Genomic DNA, 11,874 nt, shown 5'->3' with positions numbered 1-11,874 from the left:
TCCTCGGTCTTAGAGCATGTTCTCCAGAAACGCCCGCGTACGCGGATGTTCGGGGGCGGCAAACAGCTCCTTCGCCGGACGCGCTTCGACAATTTCGCCGCCGTCCATGAACACCACGCGGCTGGCCACCTCGCGTGCAAAAGCCATCTCGTGCGTCACCACCAGCATCGTCATCCGTTCTTCGGCCAACTCGCGGATGGTGCGCAAGACTTCGCCGGTGAGTTCCGGATCGAGCGCCGAGGTCGGCTCGTCGAAAAGCATGATGTCCGGCTCCATGGCCAGCGCCCGGGCAATCGCCACGCGCTGCTTCTGGCCACCCGAGAGCCGCGCCGGGTAGCTATCGCGCTTGTCGAGCAAGCCAACTTTACGCAACAGCTCGTCAGCCTTGGGAAGAACGTCCTGGCGACGCAATCCCTTGACCGTCAGCGGTGCTTCGATGAGGTTCTGCAGCACGGTCAAGTGCGGAAAGAGGTTGAAGTGCTGAAAGACCATGCCCATCTTGCGGCAGATGCGCCGCAGTTCGATGTCGGCGACGTAGCGGCAGAGCGCCGTCTCGTCCGTGCCGACGAGGGTTTCGCCTTCGATGTCGATGCGCCCACGGTCGATGGTTTCGAGATGATTGAGGCAACGCAGGAAAGTGCTCTTGCCCGATCCGGAGGGACCAATGATCGCCACGACTTCGCCCTTACCGACGTCCAGCGAGACGCCCTTGAGTACTTCCACCGCAGCAAAGCGCTTGTGCACGTCGAGCGCGTGAATCATCGGGCTATTCATCGTACACCGCGTACTTCTTTTCCAGATGCTGGAAAGCGAGCGTCAGCACCAGCGTCATCACCAGATAGAAAGCCGCGGCGACGATGAAAGGCGTGGTTGTGAAATCGCGCTGGACGATGCCGCGCGCGGCGCGCAGCAGGTCGTTCATGGCCAGCACGTAAATCAGCGAAGTGTCCTTGACCAGGGTGATGGTCTCGTTGCTCAGCGGCGGCAGGATGCGCTTGAAGACCTGCGGCAGCACGATGCGGCGCATCGTTTGCGTGTAGCTCAAGCCAAGCACGCGCGCGCCCTCGTACTGACCGCGGTCGATCGACTGGATGCCGGCGCGAAAAATCTCGGCGATAGTAGGCCGCATAGTTGAGAACGAAGGCGACGATCGCCGCCGTGAAGTCCGGCAGGCGAATGCCGATCACCGGCACGAAAGGCAGGGCGAAATAGATGAACAGCATCTGCAGCATCAAGGGCGTGCCGCGCATCAGCCAGATGTAGCCGTTGACCAGGCCGCTGACGGCAGCAAAACGCGAAACGCGCAGCAGCGCCAGGCACAAGCCGAACGGTACCGCCAGAACGAAGGTAATGACGAACACCTGCAGGGTGACCCCTGTGCCTTCGAGCAGGGGACCCATTATTTGCATCACATAATCCATGCGCTATTTCTCAACAGCCGGTGTGGGGCGGCTAGCGTGCAAGCCGCCCCCGCCAACCGTCCGGGCTATTTCTTGATGATGTCCTTGCCGAACCATTTCGTCGAAATGGCGGCGGCGGAACCGTCATTCTTCATTTCGTCCATCGCCTTCTGCAGCCTGGCCATCAGCTCGGTGTCGTCCTTGCGAGTACCGACGCCGTAGTCTTCGGTCCCGAAGTTCTCCTCGAGCACGCGGTACTCACCGGGCTTCTTGGTGGTGTAGTAGCGCCCGACCACCTCGTCGACCACCAGCGCATCGAGTCGGCCAACGCTGAGATCCATCAGCGCCGTCACGTTGTCACCAAACTTCTTCAGTTCCTGCAGCGACTTGGCCGTCGCAGCATCCTTCTCGACCGCTTCGATGGCGCTGCTGCCGTCCTGAACGCCGACCACCTTGCCGGCCAGGTCGGCTTTGCTGTTCACCGGCGACCCTTCGGTGACAATGATGATCTGGCGGTTTTCGAGATACGGCGTGGTGAACAGGATCTTTTCCTTGCGCGCGTCGGTGATCGTCAGGCCGTTCCACAGGACGTCCACCCGCTTGCTGCTCAACTCGGCTTCCTTGGCATTCCAGTCGATCGGTTTGAAGCTCACCTCGGCGCCCAGGCGCTTGCCGGCTTCGCTGGCCAGATCGATGTCGAAACCGACCAGGGTATTGCTTTCGTCACGAAAGCCCATCGGCGGAAAATTGTCGTCCAGTCCGACGACGATCATTGCCGCCGGTGCCGGTGCCGCTGCTGCTGCGGTGCTTTGCGGAGTGGCTTCCTTCTTGCCACAGGCGGCGAGCAGTGTTACGGCCAGAAGGGCGACGATCACTAGCGAGGTCTGTTTTCTCATGTCTTTTCTTCAAGAATGCGTGGAAAGGGCGGCATGATAACAGGGTCTGGCGCTGGCTTCGCTCAGACTCCCCGCAGCAGGAGCGTCGGCGCGCCGTCATCCTTGTCTTCGGCCGCGCTGCTCCCGGCAAAGCTCAGGCCACGCGCCTCGCGCAGCAGGACCTCGAATTCCTGGCTAGGCAAGGGTCGGCTGAAGTAAAAGCCCTGCATTTCATCGCAAGCGCTGTCGCGCAGGAACTCCAGCTGCGCCTCGGTCTCGACGCCTTCGGCAATGACCGTCACCCCCAGGCTCTTGGCCATGGCGATCACCGCCAGCGCGACGGCCGCCGCGGTGCGGTCGCTGAGAATGTCACGCACGAAGCAGCGGTCGATCTTGATCCGGTCGACGGTGATGCGCAGCAGATGGGCGAGCGACGAGAAGCCGGTCCCGAAATCATCCATGGCCATCGTCACCCCGGCCTGGCGAATCTTCTTCAGGATCGCGGTCACCCGGTCGATGTCCTGCAGAGCGAGGCTTTCCGTCAGTTCGACTTCGAGGGCCCCGCCGTCCAGCCCGGCGCGGGCGACCGCGGCGGCCAGCTGTTCGGCCAGATCGTCACTCTCGAACTGTCGCGCCGACAGATTGATCGCCAGCCGTGGCGTCGCCAGGCCAGCGTCCCGCCAGGCGCGCACTTGCTGGCAGGCGGTTTCGATGACCCATTGACCAATCGGCACGATCAGGCCTGTGTCTTCGGCAAGGGTGATGAAATCCTTGGGGGCAATCATCCCGCGCACGGGATGCCGCCAGCGCAACAGCGCTTCCGCGCCGACGATTTTGCCGCTGAGCAGATCGAGCTGCGGCTGGTAGTGGAGCTCGAGCTCGCCACGCTCGAGCGCGCGCCCGAGATCCGCTTCGATGGCCAATTGCCCGGCGACCCGCTCGTTCATCTCGGCCTGGTAGAAGTGGAAGGAGCCGCGGCCTCTGGCCTTGGCGCGATGCATGGCCGCGTCGGCGTTCTTCAACAGGGTCTCCGGATCGCGACCGTCACGCGGGAAAAGACTGGCGCCGATGCTGCAACTGATCGCCAGCGCATGCCCATCGAGATCGACCGGCTGCGCCACTTTTTCCAGGATGCGCGCGATGACGCGCGCCACTTCATCATCGCCGAGCGGCTCGGCGAGAATGATCACGAACTCGTCACCGCCCAGACGGGCAACCGTATCACCGTCGCGCACGCTGTCGGCGAGCCGCTCGGCGACGATACGCAGCAACTGGTCGCCATAGCCGTGCCCATGGCTGTTATTGACCCGTTTGAACTGGTCGATATCGACAGCCAGCAGAGCCAGGCTCGAATCGTGCCGTTCGGCATAGGCAATCGCCTGCTGCTGACGGTCGCGCAGCAGGTTGCGGTTGGGCAATCCGGTCAGCGAGTCATGGTTGGCCTGGTGTTCGAGCTCCTCTTCGTAACGCCGACGCTCACTGATATCGTGGAAGACACTGACGAAGTGGCCGAGCGTGCCATCGGCCGAGCACACCGGCGAGACGTTCAGTTCGGCCCACAGCGGCGACCCGTCCTTGCGCAAACAACGCAGCGTCACCTGCGTACCGCGGCGCTCGCGCAGCGCCTGACGCAACTCGTTGAGCGCCAACTGATCGCGGTCGCCAGCGAGCAGAAAACGGCCGCTGTTGCCGAGCACTTCGCTGGCGCTATAACCGGTGATCGCTTCAAAGCCAGGATTGACGTAGGTGATCGGGTGATCGTGCTGGAGCGCATCGGTGATCATGACGCCGTTGGCCGACGCTTCGACAGCACGCTTGAGGAGCCGCATGCCGGCTTCGGCGCGCTGCGCGAAAATCCCGTAGGCAAGGTCGTCGGCGAGCTCTTCGAGCACCTTGCAGGCGTCTTCATCGAAGCCATTGTGGAGCGGCCGTCAGCAGGTTGAGGATGCCGATCGGCACGCCACGCCCGACCAGCGGCAGGGCCATCCCGCGCACTGCCCGCAAGCGGCAAGGTCGGCGCTCCATTCGGCAAGGCCGTCGGCCGCTGCAAACAGGCAGCTTCGCGCCTGCCCCTGCTCCAGGGCAGGCAGCGTCAACTGGCGGCGAAAGCCGCTACGCCAGAGATCGCCATCCAGCGAGTCCAGAGAAGACGCCGCGACCAGGGCCGCGGCTTCGACCGCCAGGCGAGCCTCGCCATGCTCGCGATCGACAAGCTCGACCCACACCGCCGAATAGCCGCCTTGTCGATGCAGGCGGTCAACGATGCCCGGCGATCATCTCGCTCTCGCTGCCGGCGCGCACCAGCGCCGCGTTGCAATCGTGGATCAGACGCAGCGAGGCATTCAGCCGCCGCAGTGCCAGCGCCTGGCGGTCGCGTTCGCTGACGTCACGAACGGCGCAGGTGACGATCGTTCCGGAAGCTTCGTTGATGTAGCTCAGGCTGATCTCGGCGGGGAAGACGCTGCCATCGCGACGCTGTCCGGCGAGATGCGTGAGGCGCCTGCTGCCGTGGCGCGGCTGCGCGTCAAAGCGGGCGCGGTGCTCACCATGCGCCGCACGCTTGGCCTCGGGAACCAGCAGGTCGATGCATAGTCCGCTCAGGGAACCCGGACGATAGCCGAACATCCGTTCGGCGCTGCTGTTGGCGAGCAGGATGCTGCCGCCCGCATCGACCAGAAAAATGGCGTCGGCGGCCGCTTCGAGTACGCCACGGTAGCGCGCCTCGGCGGCCGTCAGCGCAAGCAGGCTGCGCGTTTCCTCAGCAGCGTCCGGCGGCTGGGCGAGACACGCCGGTGAGCCAGGCGCGAGGTCGGCTTTCATGCGCTCAGCTCAGCCAGCACGCGCGGCAATTCAGGCACCAGATTGGACTTGCAGACGTAGGCGTCGACGCCGATCGCCGCCGCCGCTTCCTGATACTCCGGGGTCGCGTGCAGGGAAAGAATCAGCAACTTGACGTCCGCAGATAGCGCGCGGATGCGCTGCGCGGTTTCAAGGCCACTCAAGCCTGGCATCGCGATATCGAGAATGACGACATCGGGGTGCTCGCTGGCGAGAAGCTGCAGCGCTTCTTCCCCGGAGCCGACGCTCGCGGCTATCTCGAAACCCAGCCCGCGCAGCAGGCGGCCCAGCAGCTTGCGAAAGTCGGGAGAATCATCGACCAACAACACCTTGATCACACGCATGACAGCCATCCACTGCATTGAAGATGGCTGTCAGTCTGGCGGCTGCGACGGCCCGGCGCCATCGGGCAATCCCCCAGACTCGACCAGAAAAATCCCGGTCGGCAATCGCCTCAGGCGCGGACAAGCCTAAGCGGAGGCGGAAACCAGTCCGTTGCGAATGGCGTAGCGGGTCAGGCCAGCGACCTCGTGTATTCCCAGCCGCTCCATGATCTGGGCGCGGTGCGACTCGACGGTCTTGGTGCTGATACCGAGATCGAAGGCGATCTCCTTGACCCCGTTGCCGGCGGCGATACGGCAAAGGATCTCGCGTTGGCGCGGCGTCAGGGCATCGGCGGCCGGAGGGTCACCGTTGAGACGGGCAAGATAGCCGTCGACCACCTGCCGCGAAATGCTTGGCGATAGCCAGCTTTCGCCGCGCATTACCGCGCGCAGCGCGAGTTCCAGTTCGATCGGCGCCGCGTCCTTGATCAGGTAGCCGGTGGCACCGGCCTGTAGCGCCTGCAGCACGTACTCGGCATCGCTGTGCATCGACAACACGATCACCCGTACCGCCGGATAGTGGCGACGGATTTCGGCGGTCGCCAGCAGCCCGTTCATGTCCTTCATGGCGATGTCGATCAGCAGCACATCCGGCAGGCACTCGCCGACGCGCGCGATGGCGCCAGCGCCGTCGTCGGCTTCGCCGACGACTTCGACGCCGTTGACCCCGCCCAGCAGCGAACGAATGCCGGCGCGCACCAGGCCGTGATCGTCGGCGAGAAGGACGCGGATGCACTCACTCATTGACGCGCTCCGGACAGTGGCAGCGGCAGCGTCACCCGCAGCTCGCTGCCGGCGCGCCGCGCCGGCTCCGAAAGCAGCTCCAGCTGCCCGCCGACGAGCGCCGCGCGTTCCTGCATCGAGAGCAGACCGAGGCTCTTGCCGCGCGCCGCACCGGCAAGAGCCGCTGCGGCATCAAAGCCACGGCCATCGTCGCGCACGGACAGCACCAGCGAGCCTTTTGCAAGCCGCAGTTCGAGCACCAGCGCACTCGCGCCGGCGTGGCGGACGGCATTGTTCAGCGCCTCCTGGGCGATGCGGAAGCAGGCGATGGCAATCTCCTCCGGCGGCTGCGGCATGCCTTCGTCGGCAATAAAGCGGGCCTCGATTCCGGCCTGGCGGCAGGTGTTGTCGAGATGCGCGCGCAGTGCCGCCAGCAGACCCAGGTCGTCGAGCTGCGGCGGGCGTAGCTCGACCGACAGGGCGCGTACACGCTGCAGGGTGCGATCGGCGATGTCGGCGGCTTCCTGAACTTCGTCGCGGTCGCCGCCCGCAGGCCAGGGTCGCATGCCTAGCAGCACGATTTTTATCATCGTCAGGTTCTGCCCGATGTCGTCGTGCAGATCGCGGGCCAGGCGCCGCCGCTCCTCTTCCTGCACGCCGATCAGCCGTGCCGAGACCTCGTGCAGGCGATCGAGAGCGCTGTGCAACTCGGCCTCGGCACGCTGCCGACGCTCATCGGCGCTGAATTTATCGAGCGCGAAGGAGATGTCGCTGGCCAACTCGCCGAGCAGTTCGATCAATTCCTCGTCGAAATAAGCGACTTCGCCAGCGTAGAGGCTGAAGACGCCGACCACGGCGCCAGCGCGGCGGATCGGAAACACCGCCGCAGCGGCGATGCCCGCCGCCCTGGCACGTTCCTGCCAGGGGCCCGTACGCGGGTCGTTCAGGAAGTCGTTGCAGATCGCCGGGCGGCCATCGCGCATGGCAGCGCCGTTAGGGCCGTGCCCCTCCGCCCGCTGCGCGTCGATCGAAATGCGCAGCCCGCGCAGGTATTCGCCGGCCATGCCGGAATCGGCGACGACCTCGATCCAGCCGTCGGCGTCGAGCAGGCCGACCCAGGCACCGTCGACTTCGCCGTGGCGGACGACGATTTTGCAGGCGCTGACCAGCAAGGCCGCGGCCGATTCGGCGTGCATGATCGCCTGGTTGATCTGCGCAACGGCGTTGAAAAAACCACTCAGCCGGCGCAGACGCCGCTCGGCTTCCTTGCGTCCGCTGATGTCGCGGGCAATGGCGAAGACGCCCACCGTCTCGCCGGCAATGCGCAGACAGCCCTTGGTCGTCAGATAGGTGCGCTCGCCGCCTGCGGCGCCGCTGATTTCTTCCTCGCAGGTCTCGGTCGCCGCCGCCGACATCAGGCGTTGGTCGTCGGCGCGCAGGCGTGCAGCCATCCCGGCCGGGAAGAACTCCTCGTCACGATGGCCGAGAATGTCCTGGCGCTGCCGGCCGAGCAAACTTTCCACGGCACGGTTGCAGAGGATGTAGCGGCCGTCGGAATCCTTGGCGGAGATGCAGTCGGTCGAACCTTCGACGAGCGCCGCCAGCGTTGTCGCCAATTCGTCGATACGGCGCTCCTGGTGCTCGGCTTCGAGAAGCAACAAGGCCTCGTGCTGGTGCCGCTGCAGCGCCAGCTCAATCGCCAATTGCAGCTCGCGGTCGCTATAGGGTTTGATGAGATAAGCATGCGGCGCGGTGATGCGCGCACGCGCGAAGCGCTCCTCGTCGGCGTAGGCGGTCAGATAGAGCAGTGGCACACGTTGCTCGTCGATAATCACCCGCGCCGCGTCGATGCCGTCTACGGCGCCAGGTAGAACGATGTCCATCAACACCAGGTCGGGCCGCTCACGCGCCGCCGCAGCCACCGCCTCTTCGCCAGAGGCCACCGGCCCGGCGACAGCGTAACCGAGCGCGGCCAGGCGCAGCGCCAGGGCCCGGGCAACGAGTGCATCGTCCTCGACGACCAGGATGCGTTTGCCCGCCGGCATGCTGTCGTTCATGTCTTGTCTCCGAGGAGTGCGCCGCCAAAGTCGACGCGATTGCGGCCCAGGCGCTTGGCGAGCATCGCGAGCAAGGCGCTGGCGCTCATTCGTCGTCCCCGACGACCAGCACAGGCGCCGGCCGCGGCGCCGGAGCAGTCGCCAAACCGCCGACGCTTGCGGCGCTCACTGCCGCGCTGATCAGCAACGGCGCCGTCGTCCACCGCCGCCTTCAGCGTCGCCAGAAGCCGCGCGAAAGTCTCCCTGGCACTGGCACTGCCCACCACTCGTGCTGCCGGATCGGCCTGCAGCTGGCGTGCCAGTGCCTCCATCTGGAGAGCCGTGGCGCCGAGCGCGGGATAGCCGAAAGTTCCGGCGGCGCCGGCGAGGCGATGCGCGGCGGCAGACAGTTCGCGCAGCGCCGCTTCGCAACTCTCGCCGCACCGCCAACCCTCCCCATCCGCACACTCCCCCCAGCTCGCGCCGAGAGCCATCACTGCAGCCTCGATCTGGCCCACTCGCGCCGGCAGCGAGCGCTGGAATTCCTCGCCCAGCTCGGCCAGTTGCGCCGCCAGTTGGGCGGCAGCAGCGGCGGGCAATTCAGGCATCGCGAGCCTCCCAGAACATGCGCAGCTGATCGGCCAGCGCCAACGGATCGAAAGGCTTGGTAATCACGCCCAAGGCGCCCTCTGCCTTGAGCGCCGCGACCTCGCCGGGCAACGCGCGCGCGGTCATGAAGATCGCCGGCACGAACTCCGTTTGCGACTGCGCACGCAAGGCGCGCAAGGTCGCCGGCCCGTCCATGCCCGGCATCATGACGTCGAGCAGCAGCAGATCGGGCGCGAAGTCGCGCACGCGCAGCAGCGCCTCATCGCCGGAAGCGGCGACCTCGACCTCGAAACCGCCGACGGCTTCGAGCGCCAACTTGGCGACCGTGCGAATATCGACTTCGTCCTCGACGTAAAGAATCCGTTGCAAGCTAGCGCTCATCGTCGTTCTCCTTATTGTCATGCGATCTCCTGCTCTTCCCTGCCGGCCGTCACCAGCTGCCGCCGGGCTCCGGCTGCTTCAGCCGCTTGCGTCGGCTGCGTCAACTCACGGACAATCTGCAACAGCCGCTCGTTGGAGGTACGCGACTTGACGAGGCTGGCAGCGACTGCCTGCTGCACATCGACTCGGGTCGCGGTGTCGCTGGCAGAAAAGACGACCACCGGTGGCGGATGCTCCAGTCCCTGGATCACTGGCAGAAGTTCCAGCCCCGAGCCGTCCGGCAAGCCAAGGTCGAGAATGACCACATCGAAAGTCCGCGTCGCCAGCTCGTCCTTGGCTGTGGACAGCGTACGCGCCGCAATGATTTCTGCCAGGCTGCCGAACTGGGCGGCAACGATGTGCACCAGATCGGCGTCGTCCTCGACATGCAGGATGCGCGCGCACCGCGACGCCGGCCCGTGAATCGCCCGCTTCAGCGCGGCGGTGAGTCGCTGTACATCGACCGGCTTGTCGAGCCAGTCGACCACCGCCAGGGCGCCACCGAGCGCTGGCGTCGCCAGATCGTGCGATCCCGAGATAACCACTACCGGCACCTCGAAACCGCCCTTGGCGGCACGCAGGCTGCTCAGCAGGTCGACTGCCGGTCTCGTCGGGCAGGCCCATATCGAGCGTCATCGCCGCGTACTGCCGGCTGCCGAGATACTCTCTGGCCTGCGCCGCACTTGCTGCCAGATCGACCTCGTATCCGGCGCGCTTCAACACCGTCGCCAGGAGCTGCGCGACGTCAGCATCGTCTGCGCAAACGAGTACCCGTGGCGCGTCGGCGCTCGCCAGCGGCACGATCATTGACGCGCTCTCGGCCATGACCTCGGGCAACTCGCACCAGAAGCGGGCGCCCTGACCCGGCTCGCTGCTGAAGCCGATGGCACCGCCCATGCGCTCGACCAGCGCCTTCGAGATCGACAGGCCAAGACCCGAACCGCCCCTGGCGCGCGTCGTCGACCCGTCGGCCTGCGAAAACTTCTCGAAAATCCGCGCCCGAAACTCCTCCGGGATGCCTGGGCCATGATCGGCAACTTCTATGCGCAGGCGATCGCCGCGGCGCAGCAAGGAGACCTCGACCGCCTCGCCAGGCGGCGAAAACTTGGCGGCGTTCGACAGCAGATTGGCAAGCACCTGCAGAAAACGGTCGGCGTCGATGCGCGCCCTGCCCTGGGCCGGGCGGGCGACGAGTTCGAGGCGCACCTCATGCTGTACGGCAAAACCCTGGTTCGCCTCCAGCGCCTGCTCGATCAAGGGCAGCAGCGGCTGCGTGGCGAACTGGAAGTTCATCCTGCCCGAGGCAATTCTTTCAATATCGAGAATATCGTTGATCAGGTCGACCAGGCGATCGCAGTTGTTGGCGGCGATACCGATCAGCGCTTTCGCCGGCGCCGGCAGTTGCCCGCCGATGCCGCCTTCGAGCAGACCCAGCGAACCACGAATCGACGTCAGCGGCGTGCGCAGCTCATGGCTGACCGTGGACACGAACTCGGTCTTGAGTTGCTCCATTTTCTTGCGTTCGGTAATGTCGCGCGCCAGCCCGATGAAACGACGGCGGTCGTTCACGATCACCTCGGTCACCGCCAACTCCATCGCAAAACAACTGCCGTCGGCACGCTGGCCAAGGACTTCGCGATCGATACCAATGATCTTGCGCACCCGGGTTTGCCGATAAGCACGGAGATAGCCGTCATGGGCGTCGGCGTAAGGCGCGGGCATCAGCATCTTGACATTGCGCCCGAGTACCTCCGTGGTGGTGTAGCGGAACAGCCTCTCGGCGGCCAGATTGAAGCTTTCGATCAGCCCCTGCTCGTCAATGGTGATGATCGCATCGAGAGTGTTGTCGAGCACGGCACGCGTACGGGCCTCCGATTCGCGCAGTTCGTGGGTCATGCCGTCGGCCAGTTCGAGGGCGCGCGCGCGCGATCCGGCGAAGGACTGCAGGAGGGCGAACATCAGCATGCTGATCAGCGTACCGCCAGCCAGAACCACCGTGGCGGTACGCTTGACTACGCGCCTGCGCGTCGCTGGCATCGATGCGCAGGCGCCACTGTCGACCGGCGAAGTCGAGCAGCCTCGTTCGCTGACTGTAAGACGCGCTGGGACTTGCTCTCGACGACCGTCAGGCGCAGCAGGGGCTGCGCGTCGGCAACACCGCCAGCGGCGCGTGCCAACGAGACCGACATCGTCGACCGACAGGTCGAAACGCTGCGGATCGTCTCCGAAAACGCCGCGGGCCAGATCCTCCATGCGAAAGGCCGCGTAAACGACGCCCAGGAAGGCATCCTGTCCCTCTTCCGTGGTCGCTATCGACGCCGCATTGCGATAAATCGGCACGATCAACAGAAAGCTGGTCTGCCGTCCGGTTTCCTGAACCAGGGTTATTGGCGCCGTGGCCGCCGCTGCGCCAGTCGCGCGCGCACGCTCGATGCGCGTCTCGACGCGCGTTTTCGCTGAGTAGATCAAGACCCATCGCGGCTTCGTTACCCTGGGCCGGCTCGATGAACTCGATCACCAGATACTCCGGCCGCTCGCCCGGCGGGCGGACCGCAAACGCCGAATACCCCTCGGCAAGGAGGTGGCGATC

Annotated in this window: 11 protein-coding genes and 2 pseudogenes; all 13 read right to left on the bottom strand. The window is 65.3% G+C overall.

The features are described 5' to 3' along the window. Positions 1–9 precede the first annotated feature (9 nt). Positions 10–774 (bottom strand): amino acid ABC transporter ATP-binding protein, encoded by a 765-nt coding sequence (locus tag V5B40_RS24070; protein WP_423753312.1) that lies wholly within the window; start codon positions 772–774, stop codon positions 10–12. Beyond that, positions 767–1,421: pseudogene (locus V5B40_RS24065) on the bottom strand (amino acid ABC transporter permease). The gene V5B40_RS24070 and the pseudogene V5B40_RS24065 overlap by 8 nt, the downstream one beginning before the upstream one ends. Positions 1,422–1,486: 65 nt before the next feature. After that, positions 1,487–2,296, bottom strand: coding sequence for an amino acid ABC transporter substrate-binding protein (locus tag V5B40_RS24060; RefSeq protein ID WP_332356919.1), 810 nt, complete (start codon positions 2,294–2,296; stop codon positions 1,487–1,489). A 62-nt stretch (positions 2,297–2,358) separates the two neighbouring features. Continuing rightward, positions 2,359–4,167, bottom strand: a complete 1,809-nt coding sequence (locus tag V5B40_RS24055) for a putative bifunctional diguanylate cyclase/phosphodiesterase (protein WP_332356918.1) — start codon at positions 4,165–4,167, stop codon at positions 2,359–2,361. Between the two features lie 39 nt (positions 4,168–4,206). Further along, on the bottom strand, positions 4,207–4,500 hold the full coding sequence (locus tag V5B40_RS24050; protein WP_332356917.1) for a hypothetical protein: 294 nt from the start codon (positions 4,498–4,500) through the stop codon (positions 4,207–4,209). 31 nt (positions 4,501–4,531) lie between these two features. Beyond that, the gene (locus V5B40_RS24045) at positions 4,532–5,095 is read right to left on the bottom strand and encodes a PAS domain S-box protein (protein ID WP_332356916.1); all 564 of its coding nucleotides are present in this window, start codon (positions 5,093–5,095) and stop codon (positions 4,532–4,534) included. Beyond that, positions 5,092–5,457, bottom strand: a complete 366-nt coding sequence (locus V5B40_RS24040) for a response regulator transcription factor (RefSeq protein ID WP_332356915.1) — start codon at positions 5,455–5,457, stop codon at positions 5,092–5,094. The genes V5B40_RS24045 and V5B40_RS24040 overlap by 4 nt, the downstream gene beginning before the upstream one ends. A gap of 126 nt (positions 5,458–5,583) precedes the next feature. Beyond that, positions 5,584–6,240: a response regulator transcription factor gene (locus V5B40_RS24035; protein ID WP_332356914.1), complete on the bottom strand. Its 657-nt coding sequence runs from the start codon at positions 6,238–6,240 to the stop codon at positions 5,584–5,586. Next, positions 6,237–8,276 carry a GAF domain-containing protein gene (locus V5B40_RS24030; protein ID WP_332356913.1) on the bottom strand — a complete coding sequence of 680 codons (2,040 nt, stop codon included), beginning with the start codon at positions 8,274–8,276 and terminating at the stop codon, positions 6,237–6,239. Before V5B40_RS24030 ends, V5B40_RS24035 begins: the two co-directional genes overlap by 4 nt. Beyond that, positions 8,273–8,863, bottom strand: coding sequence for an Hpt domain-containing protein (locus tag V5B40_RS24025; RefSeq protein ID WP_332356912.1), 591 nt, complete (start codon positions 8,861–8,863; stop codon positions 8,273–8,275). Before V5B40_RS24025 ends, V5B40_RS24030 begins: the two co-directional genes overlap by 4 nt. Then, entirely contained in the window at positions 8,856–9,245 is a 390-nt protein-coding gene (locus tag V5B40_RS24020; protein ID WP_332356911.1) for a response regulator, read from the bottom strand. Before V5B40_RS24020 ends, V5B40_RS24025 begins: the two co-directional genes overlap by 8 nt. Before the next feature lie 17 nt (positions 9,246–9,262). Continuing rightward, on the bottom strand, positions 9,263–9,649 hold the full coding sequence (locus tag V5B40_RS25360; protein ID WP_434735910.1) for a response regulator: 387 nt from the start codon (positions 9,647–9,649) through the stop codon (positions 9,263–9,265). Positions 9,650–9,890: 241 nt separating this feature from the next. Next, positions 9,891–11,753 (bottom strand): annotated as a pseudogene (locus tag V5B40_RS24015) (ATP-binding protein); the annotation flags it as partial. Between the last annotated feature and the right edge of the window lie 121 nt (positions 11,754–11,874).

The organism is Candidatus Accumulibacter meliphilus (assembly GCF_036625345.1).
Classification (GTDB): domain Bacteria; phylum Pseudomonadota; class Gammaproteobacteria; order Burkholderiales; family Rhodocyclaceae; genus Accumulibacter; species Accumulibacter meliphilus.
The sequence above is the reverse complement of the archived record's forward strand: the minus strand, read 5'-3'. Positions and strand labels throughout refer to the sequence as shown.

Excerpts from the sequence above, each read along its gene's own strand:
- V5B40_RS24070 (WP_423753312.1), bottom strand. The coding sequence starts at position 774 with ATGAATAGCCCGATGATTCACGCGCTCGACGTGCACAAGCGCTTTGCT.
- V5B40_RS24060 (WP_332356919.1), bottom strand. The coding sequence starts at position 2,296 with ATGAGAAAACAGACCTCGCTAGTGATCGTCGCCCTTCTGGCCGTAACA.
- V5B40_RS24045 (WP_332356916.1), bottom strand. The coding sequence starts at position 5,095 with ATGAAAGCCGACCTCGCGCCTGGCTCACCGGCGTGTCTCGCCCAGCCG.
- V5B40_RS24040 (WP_332356915.1), bottom strand. The coding sequence starts at position 5,457 with ATGCGTGTGATCAAGGTGTTGTTGGTCGATGATTCTCCCGACTTTCGC.
- V5B40_RS24035 (WP_332356914.1), bottom strand. The coding sequence starts at position 6,240 with ATGAGTGAGTGCATCCGCGTCCTTCTCGCCGACGATCACGGCCTGGTG.
- V5B40_RS24030 (WP_332356913.1), bottom strand. The coding sequence starts at position 8,276 with ATGAACGACAGCATGCCGGCGGGCAAACGCATCCTGGTCGTCGAGGAC.
- V5B40_RS24025 (WP_332356912.1), bottom strand. The coding sequence starts at position 8,863 with ATGCCTGAATTGCCCGCCGCTGCTGCCGCCCAACTGGCGGCGCAACTG.
- V5B40_RS24020 (WP_332356911.1), bottom strand. The coding sequence starts at position 9,245 with ATGAGCGCTAGCTTGCAACGGATTCTTTACGTCGAGGACGAAGTCGAT.